Origin of the sequence: Pseudoxanthomonas sp. (genome assembly GCF_051953815.1) — a bacterium.
In the GTDB taxonomy this organism is placed as follows: Bacteria; Pseudomonadota; Gammaproteobacteria; order Xanthomonadales; family Xanthomonadaceae; genus Pseudoxanthomonas_A.
The window spans coordinates 43984-60252 of the sequence record NZ_JBQCIJ010000022.1 but is presented as its reverse complement, the minus strand read 5'-3'; the positions used below and the strand labels follow the sequence as shown (position 1 = coordinate 60252).

Here is a 16269-nt window from a genome sequence, read left to right as displayed (position 1 = left end):
GGTTGTATCGGCAGTATAGAACGCGGTTCGGGATCCAATGGGGTCAGCGTCGCAAGTGCGTGCAAAAAAGAAAACCCCGGTGCGACCCGGGGTTTTCGATCACGCGGCCGCCCTGGCCTCAGGCCTGCGGCGGTGGCGCGGCGACGTCCCCGGGCGCCACGGCGTCCTCGCCTTCCTCGTCCTCGTCCAGCGATGCGTCCAGGCGCTCAACCGCCTGCAGCACTTCGCCCTCGGACAGGCGCATCAGGGTGACGCCCTGGGTGTTGCGGCCGACGCGGGAGATTTCCGAGGCGCGGGTGCGCACCAGCGTGCCGCCATCGGAAATCAGCAGCACTTCGTCGTTGCCCCCGAGCAGCACGGCGCCGATCAGCTTGCCGTTGCGCTCACTGGTCTGGATGCCGATCACGCCCTGGGTGCCGCGACCCTTGCGCGGATATTCCGACAACGGAGTGCGCTTGCCGTAGCCGTTCTCGGTCGCGGTCAGGATGTAGGCCACGCCGGTGTCGTCCGCGCCGGTGTCCACCGCCGCCGCGGCTTCCTCGCCGCCGGCCTCCGCCACGTCCTCGGCGCCGTCATCCTCGCCCTCGTCCACGCCACCGGCGGACTCGGACACGATCAGGCTGACCACTTCCTCGCCCTCGGCCAGGCGGATACCGCGCACGCCAGCGGCGGTGCGGCCCATCGAGCGCACCTTGTCCTCTGCGAAACGCACGGTCTTGCCGTTGGAGGCGAACAGCAGCACGTCGTTGCCGCCGTCGGTCAGGGCCACGCCGATCAGGGCGTCGCCCTCGTCCAGGCTGATGGCGATCTTGCCGCGCGCCAGGCGGAAGGCGAACTCGGTCAGCGGAGTCTTCTTGACCGTGCCGTTGCGGGTCGCGAAGAACACGTAGCGGCCTTCCTCGTAGGCCCGCACCGGCAGGACCGCCTGGACCTTCTCGCCTTCCTCCAGCGGGATCCAGTTGATGATCGGACGGCCACGCGCGTTGGAGCCGGCCTCCGGCAACTGGTGCACGGGCAGCCAGAACACCTTGCCGCTGCTGGTGAAGGTCAGCAGGGTGTCGTGGGTGTTGACCAGCCACAGCTGATCGATGAAATCCTCTTCCTTGGTCGCGGCCGCGCTGCGGCCACGGCCGCCGCGGCGCTGGGCGCGGTAGGCGCTGACCGGCTGGCGCTTGGCGTAGCCGGCGTGCGACAGGGTGACCACCACGTCTTCCGGGGCGATCAGGTCGAGGATGTCCAGGTCCTCTTCGCTCGGACGGATTTCGCTGCGGCGCGCGTCGCCGAATTCGGCCTTGACGTTCAGCAGTTCGTCGCGGATGACCTGCAGCAGCACGTCCGGGTTTTCCAGGATGCGGATCAGGCCGGCGATGACCTCCAGCAGTTCCTTGTATTCCTCGGTCAGCTTTTCCTGTTCCAGGCCGGTCAGGCGATGCAGGCGCATCTCCAGGATCTGGGTGGCCTGCACGTCGGTCAGCTGGTAGACGCCGTTGACCAGGCCCACGCCCTTGGGCAGGTCATCCGGGCGCGACGCCTCGGCGCCGGCGGCCGACAGCAGCGCGCCGACCAGGCCGGGCTGCCAGGTCTTGGCCAGCATGCGCTCGCGGGCTTCCTGCGGGTTGGCCGACGTCTTGATCAGCTCGATCATCTCGTCGATGTTGGCGAGCGCGACCGTCAGGCCTTCCAGGATGTGGGCGCGGGCGCGGGCCTTGCGCAGTTCGAAGATGGTACGGCGGGTCACCACCTCGCGGCGGTGGCGCACGAACGCTTCCAGCATCTGCTTCAGGTTGAGCAGCTGCGGACGACCGTCCACCAGCGCCACCATGTTGATGCCGAACACCGATTCCATCGGCGTCTGCGAGTAGAGGTTGTTCAGCACCACCTCGGCCGACTCGCCGCGCTTGACCTCGATGTAGATGCGCATGCCGTCCTTGTCGGACTCGTCGCGCAGCTCGCTGATGCCTTCCAGCTTCTTCTCTTTGACCAGCTCGGCGATCTTCTCGATCAGCCGCGCCTTGTTCACCTGGTAGGGAATCTCGGTGACGATGATGGCTTCGCGGCCGGTGCGGTCGTCGACTTCGATGTCGGCCTTGGCGCGCATGCGCACGCGGCCGCGGCCGGTGCGGTAACCGGCGATGATGCCGGCAGTGCCGTTGATGAGGCCCGCGGTCGGGAAATCCGGGCCGGGGATGTACTGCATCAGGCCGTCGACGTCGATCTCGGGATCGTTGATCAGGGCGATCAGGCCGTCGATCACTTCCGACAGGTTGTGCGGCGGGATGTTGGTGGCCATGCCGACCGCGATGCCGGCGGAGCCGTTGACCAGCAGGTTCGGGAACCGGGTCGGCATGACCGTCGGTTCCAGTTCCTTCTCGTCGTAGTTGGGCTGGAAATCGACGGTTTCCTTGTCAATGTCCGCCATCAGCTCGTGGGTCAGGCGCGACATGCGCGCTTCGGTGTAACGCATCGCCGCGGCGCTGTCGCCGTCGACCGAACCGAAGTTGCCCTGCCCGTCCACCAGCAGGTAGCGCAGCGAGAACGGTTGGGCCATGCGCACCAGCGTGTCGTAGACCGACTGATCGCCGTGCGGGTGGTACTTACCGATCACGTCACCGACGATACGCGCCGACTTGTAGTACGGCTTGTTGCTGTGCGCGCCCAGTTCGTTCATCGCGTACAACACACGTCGATGCACCGGCTTCAGGCCGTCCCGGACATCCGGGAGGGCGCGCCCCACGATCACGCTCATGGCGTAGTCGAGGTAGCTCTTGCGCATCTCGTCTTCGAGGTTGACGGGGATGATTTCCTTGGCGAGATCAGCCATTCGGGTTCCGTAGTCTCAGGTTTTTCGAGCCGAAACCGGCCTGCCGGTGCGGAGCCGGCAACGCTAGCGCGGGCGGGGTTTCAGGCAGGTTTCTACAACCTGCGGAGTGTACCACAGACGGGACTTTTCCGCCCGGTTTTCAGCCCCCGAAACAAGCAGTTAGCGCGCCGCCAGGACCCTGCGCCGGCGCTTCCCGCAGGCACCGTCCACGCGCCGACGGACGGTGCAGGGGCCGGGGATCCGCAACCGCCCGGTTTCCGCAGCTCCCCCTTGGGGAATCCCCTCGGCCGGGACCGGATTCAGCCGAACGCGGCCCGCATTTTCGCCACGGTGGGCCGCTCCACCACGCCCTTCTCGGTGACGATGGCATCGATGAGTTCGGCCGGGGTGACGTCGAACACCGGGTTCCAGGCGGCGATGCCCTCGGCCACGGTGCGTACCCCGCCGATGCCCAGCAGTTCGCCGGGATCGCGTTCCTCGATCTCGATGGCGTCGCCGTCCGGGGTGGCCATATCGACGGTCGAGGACGGCGCCACCACCATGAAGCGCGCGCCGTGATGGCGGGCGGCGATGGCCAACTGGTAAGTGCCGATCTTGTTGGCGGTGTCGCCGTTGGCGCAGATGCGATCCGCGCCCACCACCACCCACTGCACGGTCCCGGTCTTGAGCAGGTGCGAGGCGGCCGAATCGGCGATCAGGGTGGCCGGGATGCCGTCCTGCTGCAGTTCCCAGGCGGTCAGCCGCGCGCCCTGCTGCCAGGGCCGGGTTTCGCCGGCGAACACGCGGTCGATGCGGCCCTGCGCCACGCCGGCGCGGATCACGCCCAGCGCGGTGCCGAAGCCGGCGGTCGCCAGCGAACCGGTGTTGCAATGGGTCAGCACGCCGCTGCCCGACGCGATCAGCGCCGCGCCCAGCTCGCCCATGTGCCGGTTGGCGGCCAGATCCTCGTCGGCGATGGCCTGCGCCTCGCGTTCCAGCACGGCGCGCCAGTCCGCTCCCGCGCCGTGCAGCGCCGCGCGCATCCGCGCCAGCGCCCAGGCCAGGTTGACCGCGGTCGGACGGGCGGCGTTGAGGCGCTGCAGCGCCGGCTCCAGCGCGATGCCCGCCTGCGCGCCGTCGGCGGCCTCGACCACGCGGGCCGCCAGCACCACGCCCCAGGCGGCGGAAATGCCGATGGCGGGCGCGCCGCGCACCGCCAGCGCATGGATGGCGGCGGCGACCTCGTCGCTGGTCGCGCAGGTCAGGTACTCGACCACGAACGGCAGCTTGCGCTGATCCAGCAGTTCCAGGGCGTCACCGGTCCAGCGTATTGGACGGATGCGGTCGTAGCGGGCGTAATCGAAGGCGTCGTTCATCGCGCCATTGTAGCGGGCGGAAAAAAGCCCCGCCTGGGCGGGGCTCGTTTTGACTGCAGCTCGTTTCGACCGCGTCCGCGCTGGCGATCACCAGACGCTGAATTCACCGCGGCAACCGCCGCTCACCCAGATACTGCCGCGGTCCCAGCCCCAGCTGCGGCCTTCGATGCAGGGCGACTTGGAAATCTGCCGTTCCAGGCGAGCGCCCCGGCGGACATTGGCATCGCAATGGCGGGTGCGGTTGTCGTTGGAGTCGCAGCGCACGATCCGGTCGTTGCCGCCCCAGCCGCCGCCGTTGCCGCCATTCCAGCCGCCACCGCCGCGGCCGCCGACTTCGAACTCGGCGCGGCAACCACCCGACACCCAGATCTGATCGCGCTCGCGACCCCAGTTGTAGCCTTCGGTGCAGCGGGTCTTGGAAATCTGCCGGTACAGGCGGACATAACCGCCACGCGGGATCGCACAGGTGCGATGACGCTCGTCGTTGGAATCGCAGCGCACGATCTGGGTGCCGCCGCCGTTCCAGCCGCCTCCATTCCAGCCACCGCCGCCCCAGCCACCACCGCCGCGAGTGCGGAATTCGGCGCGGCAGCCGCCGGTGACCCAGACGCCGTTGCGATCCCAGCCCCAGTTGCGGCCTTCGGTGCAGTAGGTGCGCGAGAGCCCTCGAATCAATTCGACACCGCCACGGGTATCGGCCGGGCAATGCCGGTATTTGCCGTCCTGCGATTCGCAGCGGACCACCTGGCCATAGCCATCCCCGTAACCGCGATCCTGCGGCGCGGCGGAGGCGGACGCGGCGGCGAAGCCCAGGGACAGGAACGACAACAGCGGCAACATCCGGTGCATGACGCGGGTCGTGGTGAACTTCATGGCGTGGCCATCCGTGTGAGTGGTGTTACGGAAGAATCTACCCGGCCATCATGAATGTGAACCCAAGAAACCGTTTCCTTTTCTTGGGGTTCCGGCAAACGTTTGGCCGCCGCTCAGGCTCGCGCGAAATCGAACGCCAGCACGTCGGCGATGCGCGGGGTTCCGAGCATCGCCATCAACAGGCGGTCCACTCCGAGAGCCACGCCTGCGCAGTCCGGAAAGCCCGCCGCCAACGCCGCCAGCAGGCGCGCGTCGATGGCCGGCGCGGGCTCGCCGCGCGCCCCGCGTGTCGCGACATCGCCGTGAAAGCGACGGGCCTGCTCGTCGGCGTCGGCGAGTTCGTGGTAACCGTTGGCCAGTTCCAGCGGACCCAGATAGATCTCGAAGCGCTCGGCCACCGGTGTCTCCGTCGTCCGTACCCGCGCCAGCGCGCACTGCGAAGCCGGGTAGTCGTACAGGGCCAGCAACTGGTCGTCGGGAAACGCCGGTTGCAACCGATGGGTCATCAGCAGGTCCAGCCAGTCGTCGCGTCCCAGCCCTTCGTGATCGATATGGATGTCACCCAGCGCGTTGCGCAGCACCTCGACGTCGTCGTACATCGGGTCGATGCCGAGCCTGTCGCGATACAGATCGCGGTAGGCCACCCGGTGCAGCCGCGCCTCGCGTCCGACCAGGGCCAGGCATTCGCGCAGCAGATCCGCGCACTCGTCGATCAGGCACTGGTGATCCCAGCCGACCCGGTACCATTCCAGCATGGTGAATTCGGGGTTGTGGCGACCGCCGGCCTCGCCGTCGCGGAACACCCGACCCAGTTCGTAACAATCGCCCAGCCCCGCCGCCAGAAGGCGCTTGAGCGGGAATTCCGGCGAGGTGCGCAGCCAGCGCTGGCGCGGACCGGCATCGACATGTCCACCGAACGCCAGCGGGAACGAGGCGATGTTGGGATCGGTGTTGCCGGCCTGCGACATCAGCGGCGTCTCCACTTCCAGCACGCCGCGCGCGGCGAAGTACGCACGCACGGTGGCGTTCAGGCGCGCGCGCAGGCGGATCGCCTCGAACGAAGCCGACGGCCGCCAGTTCATTCGTGTTTCGCCAGGAACGCGAGCAGCTGCGCCTCGTCCCAGATCTCGATGCCCAGTTCCTGCGCCTTGGCCAGCTTGGAGCCGGCGGCCTCGCCGGCCACCACCAGGCTGGTCTTCTTCGACACGCTGCCGGCGACCTTGGCGCCCAGCGCTTCGAGTTTCGCGCCGGCCTCGTCGCGGCTCATCGCGGCCAGGCCGCCGGTCAGCACGACGGTCTTGCCTTCCAGCGGGCCGACCGGGCCGCTGTCGCCTTCCGGCGTGATCGACAGCAGGTGCTCCATCACCTGCCCGCCTTGCGTCAGCAGCTTCGCGTGCTCGGGCACTTCCAGCCATGCCGCCAGCGCGTTCGCGGATTCAGTCGGCATGCCGGCGCTGACGAACTGGTGCGCCGGCGCCTTCACCAGTGCATCCACCCGCGGGAATGCCGCCGCCAGTTGCTCGGCGCGCACGCGGGTGACCTTGGGGATTTCCAGATCCACCAGCAGCGACGCCACGCCCAGATCCTCGCGCAGCTTCGGCTGCGGCAGATGGGTATCGGTGATGTTGACGCCCCGGGCCAGCAGGTCGTCGATCACCTGCTGGTTGCCGGGCTGGTCGAAGAAATGGCCGAGCGAGCGCGCCACCTCGCCACCGATGTCGGGCACCCGCTTGAACAGCGGCCACGGCATGCGCCGGATCAATTCCAGATCGCCGAACCACTGGGCCAGCGCCTTGGCGGTGCTTTCGCCGACATGCTGGATGCCGAGCGCGAACAGGAACCGCTCCAGGGTGGTGGTGCGGCTGCGATCGATGGCCTCGATGAGGTTGTCCGCCCATTTGGTCGCGACCTTGCCGGCCTTGACCGTTTCCGGCGTCGTGCCGTCGCGCTCGTCGGCACGACGCTTCATTTCCAGCAGATCGTCCACGCCCAGCCGGTACAGATCGGCCACGGAGGTGACGTAGCCCAGATCGCTCAGCACTTCGACATAGCGCTCGCCCAGGCCTTCGATGTCCATCGCGCGGCGCGAGGCGAAGTGGCCGATGGCTTCCTTGCGCTGCGCGGCGCAGGTCAGTTCACCGGAGCAGCGCCAGACCGCCTCGCCTTCCTCGCGCACCACTTCCGAGCCGCACACCGGGCAACGGGTCGGCATCGACCAGGGCCGGGTGCCGGGTGGACGCCGCTCCAGCACCACCCGCACCACTTCCGGAATCACGTCGCCGGCGCGGCGGACAATCACGGTGTCGCCATTGCGCACGTCCAGGCGCGCGATCTGGTCGGCGTTGTGCAGGGTGGCGCGGGTGACGGTGACGCCGCCGACCTGGACCGGCTGCATCAGCGCCCAAGGCGTGACCGCGCCGGTGCGTCCGACGTTGACCTCGATCGATTCCAGCACCGTCATCTGTTCCTGCGCCGGGAACTTGTGCGCGATGGCCCAGCGCGGCGCGCGCGAGACGAAGCCCATCTCGCGCTGGCCGGCATAGTCGTCCAGCTTGTAGACCACGCCGTCGATGTCGAACGGCAGGCTGTCGCGCCGGGCGCCAATGTCGCGGTAATAATCGAGCAGGCCGTCGATGCCATCGACCACGCGGTTTTCCGCACTGACCGGGAAGCCCCAGTCGCGCAGGCGCGCCAGGGTCTGCGAATGGGTGTCCGGCAGTTCGCCGTCCTCGACCAGGCCCACCGCATAGGCGTAGAACGCCAGCGGTCGCTGCGCGGTCATCCGCGGATCCAGTTGCCGCAACGATCCGGCCGCGCCGTTGCGTGGATTGGCCAGCACCTTGCCGCCTTCCTTCAGCGCGCGTTCGTTGTAGGCGCGGAACGCCGCCAGCGGCATGTAGACCTCGCCGCGCACTTCCAGCACGCGCGGCCAGCCCTTGCCGCGCAGGCGCATGGGAATGGCCTTGATCGTGCGCAGGTTGGCGGTGACGTCCTCGCCGGTCGCACCATCGCCGCGGGTCGCGCCCTGCACGAACACGCCGTCCTCGTAGCGAAGGCTGATGGCCAGTCCATCCAGCTTGGGCTCGACCGAGAAAAACAGATGAGGCCGCTTCAGCCTGTCGGCGATGCGGCGGACGAAGTCCCTGACTTCCTGATAGGGGTCCTCGCCCGGCGCCGGATCTTCCTGGGTGAAGGCATTGCCCAGCGACAGCATCGGAATCGCGTGGCGGACCTCCGCGAACCGCGCCGACGGCGCGTTGCCGACCCGCTGGGTCGGCGAGTCCGGGGTGATCAGATCCGGGTTGGCCGCTTCCAGCTCGTCCAGCTCGCGCAGCAGGCGGTCGTACTCGGCGTCCGGAATGTTCGGCTCGTCGAGCACGTGGTAGCGATAGTTGGCATCGTCCAGTTGGCGACGCAGCGCGATGGCGCGATCGGCGGGGGTGGGTGCGGTCATGGCGGGATTCTAAGGCGGCCGGCCGCAAAGCCGGCGTGTTCAATGCGTGCCCCGCCCGTCCGCGGTCCGGGGGAGCGGACGATCGGCGGAGCTCCGGGGGCAATGGACTGGCGTGGTTGCCGACGGCGGACCGCCGGCCGGACGATTACCAGCGCGGCGGCTTGGTCAGCGGCGGCGCTTCGTGCTGGCGGTCGTAGGCGCGCAGTTCCTCGCGGATGTGCTGGATGCGCTGGCGGCCCAGGGTGTTGCGGCTGTCGTCCAGGACCACGCCATTGAGCAGCTCGGCCATGCGCTCGACGTTGGGCAGCAGTTTCTCCCACGCTTCCAGCGCGCTCACCGGCGCCGGCAGGGTCAGGAAGAACGCGATGGCCGGAGTCTCCATCTCGCGGATGTTGGCCATGTCGAAGCTGCCCGGCTGCATGATGTTGGCCATGCTGAAGATCGGGCCGCGTTCGGGATGGCCCTCGATCAGGCGGTGGAACACGTTCATGTGGCCGAAGATCAGGCCGGTCTTTTCCGCCGCGACCACGATGTCCTCGCCGCGCAGCACCTGGCCGGCGCGCGCCGCCACGTACAGCGAGACGATCTTGTCGAAGTCCTGGCTGACCCGCTTGCCCAGGTGGCTGTCGGCCGCCGTCGGCGTGCCGCCGGCCAGGCCGAGTTCGGGCTGGGTGACCTCCTCGCCGGAGTAGTCGCTGTCGGTGTCGTAGGCCGCCTCGTCGCTGGCCAGACTGGGTTCGACCCGGGCGTTGTCACGCTCGCTGGGTTCCAGCCGCCGGCCCTGGCTGGGCTTCTTGGGGCGGCCGAAGAAAATGATCGCCGCGATCAGGATGGCGCCTGCGATCAGGATGCCGATTCGGAGCATTGCCATGTCGGACACGTCGTGTTCTCCGCCAGGGTTCGTTCAAGGGTCCAGGGTCAGGCCGCGCCAGCCAGGCGTGCCGCTTCATCCAGGTCGACCGACACCAGTCGGCTGACGCCCGGTTCACGCATGGTAACGCCACTGAGCTGATGCGCGGCTTCCATGGTCGCCTTGTTGTGGCTGACGAACAGGAACTGCACCTTCTCGCTCATCTCCTTCACCATGTTGGTGAAGCGGCCGACGTTGGCCTCGTCCAGCGGCGCGTCCACCTCGTCCAGCAGGCAGAACGGCGCGGGATTGAGCTGGAAGATCGCGAACACCAGCGCGACCGCGGTCATCGCCTTCTCGCCGCCGGACAGCAACGAGATGTTGGAGACGCGCTTGCCGGGCGGACGCGCCATGATCGCCACGCCGGTATCGAGCAGATCCTCGCCGGTCAGTTCCAGGTAGGCATGGCCACCGCCGAACAGGCGCGGATACAGCGCCTGCACGCCCGCGTTGACGCGATCGAAGGTGTCCTTGAAGCGGCCGCGGGTCTCGCGGTCGATCTTGCGGATGGCCTCTTCCAGGGTTTCCAGCGCGGTGGTCAGATCCACGTGCTGGGCTTCCAGGTACTCGGCGCGCTGCGAGGCCTCGCCGTATTCGTGGATCGCGGCCAGGTTGACCGGCTCCAGCCGGCGCATGCGCGAATCGATCTGGGTGACGGCCTGCTCCCACTCGCGCGCGTCGGCCACTTCCGGCAGGGTGTTGATGACGTCCTCGACGACGAAGCCGGCAGCGACGATGCCCTGCGAAAGCTGTTCGGACTTCAACGCCAGCGCCTGCTGGTCCAGCTTGCGCTGGGAAATCCGCTCGCGCTGCGCCAATGCCGCCTCGTCGCGCTGGTGGCGGGTCTGCTCGTACTGGCGCAGTTCGTTGTCGATGCCTTCCAGCACCGAGCGCGCCTCGGCCAGCCGGCGATCCGCGTTGACGCGTTCCTCCAGCGCGGCCTGGCGCTGGGCCTCCAGTTCCTGCACCGGCGAGTCGCCTTCGCTCAATTGCAGCGTGAGTTCCTCCAGCCGCGAATCGAGCTGGCCGCGCTGGCCGCCCATCCGATCCAGCGCCTGGCTCAGGGAGATGATCTGGGTGCGCTGGGATTCCAGCGTCAGTGCCAGCGCATGGGTGGCGTCGCGCGAGGCGCGCGCCGCTTCGCGGGCCAGATCGCGCGCTTCCACCAGTTGCCGGCGCTCGGATTCCAGCGCTTGCCGCGCCGCTTCCAGATCGCCCATCGCGGTGACTGCGTCCTCCAGCCGCGTGCGCGCCTCGCGGGCCTGCTCGCGGCTGTTGTCCAGGGTTTCCACCAACTGGGCGATTTCCTGATCGATCTTGTCGATGCGCTGGCGGGTCGATTCGACCCGGCCCTGCTGGCTCTGCAACTGGCCGGCAAGTTCGGACACGCCGCGATGCGCCAGGTACAGCGCGCGCTGAGCGTCCTCGCGCTGCTGTTCGGCGGCGAGCAACTGGTCGCGCAGGTTGGCCAGGCGCTCCTCGAGTTCGGCCTCGCGGGTCTGCAGCGTTTCGATTTCGGTGCGCAGGCCCTGGATTTCGCGTTCGCGCAGCAGCGCGCCCTGCTTGGCCGCGCCGGAGCGCAGCACCCGCACCCAGCCGGCGCCTAGGCGTTCGCCGCTGCGGGTGATCACCGAATCGCCTTCGCCCAGCTGCGCCTGCAGGCGGCGCGCCTCGGCCAGATCCTCGGCCACGTGCAGGCGCGCCAGCAGGCGGCGCACCGCCGCCGGTCCCTGAACCCGCGCGGCCAGCGAGGTCGGCGCGACGTTGAAGTCGGCCTGCGCGTCGGACACCAGCGCGATGCGGCCTTCGCCCAGTTCGCCCAAGGCGTCGACCAGCGATTCCGGCGCATCCACCAGCACGCCTTCGATGAGTTGTCCCAGCGCGCCTTCGACCGCGTTTTCCCAACCCGGCTCGACGGTCAGCCGCTCGCCCACGCGCGCGGCCGAATCCAGCCCGCGCGCCTTCAGCCAGCTCATCGCCGCGCCCTGCTCCTGGCCCAGCGCGGCATGTTGCAGGGTTTCCAGCGAGGACAGGCGGCCACGGGCTTCCTGGGCGCGCTTGCGCACCTCCGACAGTTCGGTCTGCGAGGCGCGCTGCTGTTCCTGCACCGATGCGGCCGACTGCTTGCGCGACTCGACCTGCTCGGTCAGCGACTCCAGTGATTCCTTCTGGGTGTCGTGCTGGATCTGCAACTGCTCGAAGGCTTCGGCCAGCGCGTCCAGATCCAGCCCGGCACGCTCGGCGGCCAGGTTCTCGCGGCGGCGCTCGGTCTCCAGCGCCTGCCGATCCAGATAGTCGACGCGGGTGCGTTCGACTTCGCCGGCGCGGGCGGCCTCGGCGGATTCGCGCGAGTGGGTTTCCCAGCGCTGCTGCCAGTCCGACAGTCGGGTCTCGGCGTCGCGCAGGGCGTCCTGCTTGAACAGGTCCTCTTCCTGCAACTGGGCCAGGCGCGGCTCGGCCTCTTCCACGCTCTCGCGCAGGACATTCAACTTGGTCTCGTCGCCGCTGATGTGCTGGCCCAATTCCTGCAACGCGTTGTGCGCCTCGTCGCGCGCCTTTTTCAGGCGCTCGGCCAGATCGCGCTGGTGCTGCATCTGCTGTTCCAGCCGGGCCAGGGTGCTGCCGACCTGATAGACCTCGCCCTGGGCCTTGTTCAGGCCCTCGGCGGCTTCCTCGCGGCGCAGGCGGTCGGTTTCGATGTTGCGTTCGGCTTCGCGCTGTTCGGCGATCAACTGCTGCAGGCGGGTTTCTTCCTGCGAGAGCTTCTCGCGCAGGCCCTGCAGTTGCAGATCCAGGCCGCGGAACTCCAGCGCCTTCCATTCGGCGTCCTTGATCCGGCGCTCTTCCTGCAGGGCCTGGTACTGCTCGGCCTGCTTGGCCTGGCGCTTGAGGTGCTCCAGCTGCTTGCCGATTTCCTCGCGCAGATCGTTCAGGCGATCCAGGTTCTCGCGGGTATGGCGGATGCGGGTCTCGGTTTCCTTGCGGCGTTCCTTGTACTTGGAGATGCCGGCCGCTTCTTCCAGATAGATGCGCAGATCCTCGGGACGGGCCTCGATGATCTGGCTGATCATGCCCTGCTCGATGATCGAATAGCTGCGCGGTCCCAGGCCGGTGCCGAGGAACAGGTCGGTGATGTCGCGGCGGCGGCACTTGGTGCCGTTGAGGTAGTAGTTGCTCTGGCCGTCGCGGCTGACCTGGCGCTTGACCGAGATTTCATTGAACGCGGCGAATTCGCCGGCGATGGTGTGATCGCTGTTGTCGAAGATCAGCTCGACGGTGGCCTGCGAGACCGGCTTGCGGGCCGAGCTGCCGGAGAAGATCACGTCGGTCAGCGAATCGCCGCGCAGGCGGCTGGCGGAGCTCTCGCCCATCACCCAGCGCACCGCGTCGATGATGTTGGACTTGCCGCAACCATTGGGACCGACCACGCCGGTCATGTTGGTGGGCAGGTGCAAGGTGGTCGGATCGACGAAGGACTTGAAACCGGACAGCTTGATGGTCGAAAGGCGCATGCAGCGATGGTTTTCCGGGGCGTCGCGACCGGCCGGCCGGTGCGCTGCCAAATTGTTGGACTGGATGAGGTTGAATCACCAAATACTTGATTTATATGGCAATCCAATACTGCTCTTGCGGCATTGACCGATGAGTATAACGGGCCCCGGCTCCCTGCGGGACCGCAGGCCCCGGCCTTACTCCAGGCCCAGCTCCAGCCGCGCGCCGCCTTCATGCGCCGCCGGTCCCTTGGCGGCGTCGATGAACACCCGGGTGGGATCCACCTCGCCGCCGGCCAGCAGGGCTTCCTGCACGGCGTTGGCGCGGGACCGCCCCAGCGCGGCCAGTTCGTCGGCGCCGGGCCGGTAACGGGGCAGCAGGGCCTGGCGCAACCAGGCCACGTCGGCCGCCTGCCGCGCGGCCTTGCGCGCCTTGCGATCCTGGTCTTCCCCTCCACCCTCCTCCGCGGTCTCCGGAATATCCGGCTTGTGCCCCAGCTGTTGGCGGTAAAGCGCCGCCAGCAGGTCCGCCTGCTCCCTGGCCTCCAGGGTTTCGACGGCCACCGCCCCGTCCTTGCGCGAGGCAAGCATCGCGGCATCCAGGCGCTGCGCGGCGATGGCGTCGGCCTCCCCCTCCAGCGCCGTGCCGGCCGGAATGTCCAGCCGCAGCGCCGGTCGTTCGGCCAATGCCTTGGCGAGCGCGGACAGGCTGGTGCGCGCCGGCTCGCCGAGTTCGCTGGACCCGGCGGCGAAATCGACGTAGCGGGCCTGCTCGGCCCCTTTGAACAGCGAACCGATGAAGTCGAACGGCGCGGTCACCGCCTTGACCAGGATGTTCTTCAGGATCTGCCAGACGATGGGCCACATCCGGAAGGTGGGATCGTCGAGCGAGCCGTTCACCGGCAGGTCGAGGTCAATCACGCCCTGGCGGTTCTTCAGCAGCGAGGTCGCCAGCCGGATCGGCAGCGAGACCTTCTCCTTGCTGTCGGTCGCCTCGCCCCACTCCAGCTGATCCAGGACCACGTGATGGGCCGCCTCCAGCTTGCGGTGATCGATCCGGTAATGCAGCTCGGTGCTCAGCTTGCCCTTGGCGATGGCGTAGCCGGCGAACCGGCCGGAATACGGATTGAAGATCGGCAGGTCGATGTTGCGGAAGCTCATCTTCAGATCGGTCCGCTCGTCATAGGCGAAAGGATTGAGGGTGCCGTTGATTTCCACCGGCGAGAAGCGGTTGACCACCTGTCCCTGCAGGTCCACCCGGGCCTGCGCCGAGGCGGCGGTGGACAGGCCGCGGATGTGCCCGCGCAGGGCCGCGATGTCGGCGCGGAAACCGGGATCCATCGAGGTGTCGGCGAAGGCCATGGTGCCGTTCTCGATCTGCAGGTCGTCCACCCGGATGGCCATACCCGGGCCACTCGCCGAAGCGGGAGCCGCGGCCGGAGCGGGACGGGCGAACAGCCGGCTCAGGTTGACCGAGCGGTCCGGTTCGATCGCCACGATGGCGAATGGCCTGCGCATCAGGACGCGCGCAATCTGCAGACGCTCCTGCGCCTGCGCGTAACGCAGGCCGTCGACCTCGACCCGATCCCAGGCCACGACCTGCCGCCTGCCGGCGCGTTCGAGCAGAGAGAACCCGTCGACGCGCCCGGCGCCGGTGAAGTCCAGCGCCGCGCCCGATCCCCCCGGCAAGGTCAGTTCACCGTTCGCGCTGAGCGTGCCGGAACGCAGCTCCAGCGCGGGAAAATCCGGCAGGTAGGCCTGCACGTCGCGCAACGGCAGGTCCGCCAGATCCAGTTTGAGTTGGACCGCGGCGGTGGCCGGCACCACTTCGCCCTCCAGCGCCAGCCGGGTCCTGCCGTTGACGGTCGCGGCGGCCCGCAGCGGGACCGGCCGCGCCATGTCCAGGCTGATGTCGCGCGCGCTGGCCGACAGTCCCTGCAGACGGAAACGGCTGGCCGGCCGCACCGCGCGGTCCTGCACTTCCACCTCCGCGCCCTCCACCGCGATCTCGCCCAGATTGAAACGCCAGTCGGGTCCGGACGCCGGCGAGGAAGCCGATGACGGCGCCGCGTTCGTGGAGGCGGCGGGAGCGGAGTTATCGGCAACTGACTTGTCGGGAACGGACCCATCGGAAAACAGGCGTTGCAGGCTGAGCGCGCCGTTCGCCTCGCGGGTCAGCGCGGTCCGCAGTCCATCCACGCGCAGCGCGCTGGCGGCGATTTCACGCTTGTCCAGCGAGAACCGCGCGCCTTCCAGCGCCACCCGCCCCAGGGTCGCGGTGTCCCGCGCGTCTCCCCGGGCGCGCATGCCGACACCGCTGGCCTGCGCGCGCGACAAGGTCGCCTCCAGCAGCGTGCCCGTCGCGGTTCCCGCGGCGAAGCGGTAGCGACCCGCCACGTCGAAGCGACCGCCGTGCAGTTCGAACGGCAACGCCTCGCTGAGGAAGGCATAGGCGGTGTCCACCTCCAGGTTCGCGGCGCTCAGATCGCCGGACGAAGCGAACGGGCGCAACGACAACTGGCCGCGCCAGTCGAACCGCTCGCCCTGATCCCCGCTGGCCGCGAAATGGAATCCGCCGCCCTGGCCGTTGCCGGACGCGGTACGGAAATCGCGCAGTTCGAAGCGGATCGGCGCCAGCCGCTTGCTCGGCTGCAGGCGCCGGCTGTGATCGGCGAAATCGACCGCGCCGTCGGCGACGGCGAGACGTTCGACCCGCACGTCCGGCGGCGGGCTGTCGTCCTGCTTCGGGGGCACCAGATCGGCAAGGTTGAGCGAACCGTCGGGACGCACGACGGCCTGCACGTAAGGTCCGTCCAGGGTCACGTCACGGAAGGTATAGGCGCCGCTCCACAGCGATGACGCCTGGAAGTCGACCACCAGCCGGCGCAGCGCCACCAGGGGTTTGTCTCCAGGCGCGGCCGCGGGCTCGCGGATGGCCAGCGCGGTCGCCTCGGCGCGGAAGGTAAATGGGTTGAACCGCAGATCGCCCAGGCTCAGGGTCTTGCCGAGTTCCTCGCGGACGTAGTCGGTGGCCTCGGCGCGGGCGAACCGCGGCAACCACCAGAACCCCGCCAGCGCGTACAGCCCCACCGCCAGCAGCGGCAGGACGATGATCCAAAGCAGTCGACGACGGATCCAGCCCAGCATGACCTGCTCCTTGGAGGCGCCCGTTCCACCGCCGCGAGCGCACGGTGGAGCGGGACGATGGGGCCAGGACGCCGGCCAATCATCGGAGCGCTCACATTAACGTGCCCGACGACCGTCGTGCCAGCGCCCCCTGCGGACCCACGGCCGGCACCGGCCTGTTAGGATCCGGGAGTTTGTTCGCTGCACCTCCCTTCCCTCACCACACTGGTCACACCGCC

General features: G+C 68.5%; 8 protein-coding genes. All 8 read right to left on the bottom strand.

What is annotated here, in order from left to right:
• Positions 1 to 118: 118 nt before the first annotated feature.
• Positions 119 to 2821, bottom strand: a complete 2703-nt coding sequence (gene gyrA / locus ACTHN1_RS05610) for a DNA gyrase subunit A (protein WP_440469972.1) — start codon at positions 2819 to 2821, stop codon at positions 119 to 121.
• 299 nt (positions 2822 to 3120) lie between these two features.
• Positions 3121 to 4176, bottom strand: a complete 1056-nt coding sequence (gene mtnA / locus ACTHN1_RS05605; RefSeq protein WP_440469971.1) for an S-methyl-5-thioribose-1-phosphate isomerase — start codon at positions 4174 to 4176, stop codon at positions 3121 to 3123.
• Positions 4177 to 4263: 87 nt separating this feature from the next.
• On the bottom strand, positions 4264 to 5049 hold the full coding sequence (locus ACTHN1_RS05600) for a DUF3011 domain-containing protein (protein ID WP_440469970.1): 786 nt from the start codon (positions 5047 to 5049) through the stop codon (positions 4264 to 4266).
• Positions 5050 to 5162: 113 nt separating this feature from the next.
• Complete coding sequence (gene epmA / locus ACTHN1_RS05595; RefSeq protein WP_440469969.1) at positions 5163 to 6131, bottom strand: EF-P lysine aminoacylase EpmA; 969 nt, start codon at positions 6129 to 6131, stop codon at positions 5163 to 5165.
• Positions 6128 to 8503, bottom strand: a complete 2376-nt coding sequence (ligA, locus tag ACTHN1_RS05590; RefSeq protein WP_440469968.1) for an NAD-dependent DNA ligase LigA — start codon at positions 8501 to 8503, stop codon at positions 6128 to 6130. Before ligA ends, epmA begins: the two co-directional genes overlap by 4 nt.
• Before the next feature lie 145 nt (positions 8504 to 8648).
• Complete coding sequence (gene zipA, locus ACTHN1_RS05585; RefSeq protein ID WP_440469967.1) at positions 8649 to 9383, bottom strand: cell division protein ZipA; 735 nt, start codon at positions 9381 to 9383, stop codon at positions 8649 to 8651.
• Positions 9384 to 9421: 38 nt separating this feature from the next.
• On the bottom strand, positions 9422 to 12925 hold the full coding sequence (gene smc, locus ACTHN1_RS05580) for a chromosome segregation protein SMC (RefSeq protein ID WP_440469966.1): 3504 nt from the start codon (positions 12923 to 12925) through the stop codon (positions 9422 to 9424).
• A gap of 177 nt (positions 12926 to 13102) precedes the next feature.
• Entirely contained in the window at positions 13103 to 16051 is a 2949-nt protein-coding gene (locus ACTHN1_RS05575) for a DUF748 domain-containing protein (RefSeq protein WP_440469965.1), read from the bottom strand.
• Positions 16052 to 16269: the final 218 nt, after the last annotated feature.

What these genes read in the sequence shown, in the direction of transcription:
- smc (WP_440469966.1), bottom strand. Translation starts at nt 12,925, where the DNA reads ATGCGCCTTTCGACCATCAAGCTGTCCGGTTTCAAGTCCTTCGTCGAT.
- mtnA (WP_440469971.1), bottom strand. Translation starts at nt 4,176, where the DNA reads ATGAACGACGCCTTCGATTACGCCCGCTACGACCGCATCCGTCCAATA.
- epmA (WP_440469969.1), bottom strand. Translation starts at nt 6,131, where the DNA reads ATGAACTGGCGGCCGTCGGCTTCGTTCGAGGCGATCCGCCTGCGCGCG.
- ligA (WP_440469968.1), bottom strand. Translation starts at nt 8,503, where the DNA reads ATGACCGCACCCACCCCCGCCGATCGCGCCATCGCGCTGCGTCGCCAA.
- ACTHN1_RS05575 (WP_440469965.1), bottom strand. Translation starts at nt 16,051, where the DNA reads ATGCTGGGCTGGATCCGTCGTCGACTGCTTTGGATCATCGTCCTGCCG.
- gyrA (WP_440469972.1), bottom strand. Translation starts at nt 2,821, where the DNA reads ATGGCTGATCTCGCCAAGGAAATCATCCCCGTCAACCTCGAAGACGAG.
- ACTHN1_RS05600 (WP_440469970.1), bottom strand. Translation starts at nt 5,049, where the DNA reads ATGAAGTTCACCACGACCCGCGTCATGCACCGGATGTTGCCGCTGTTG.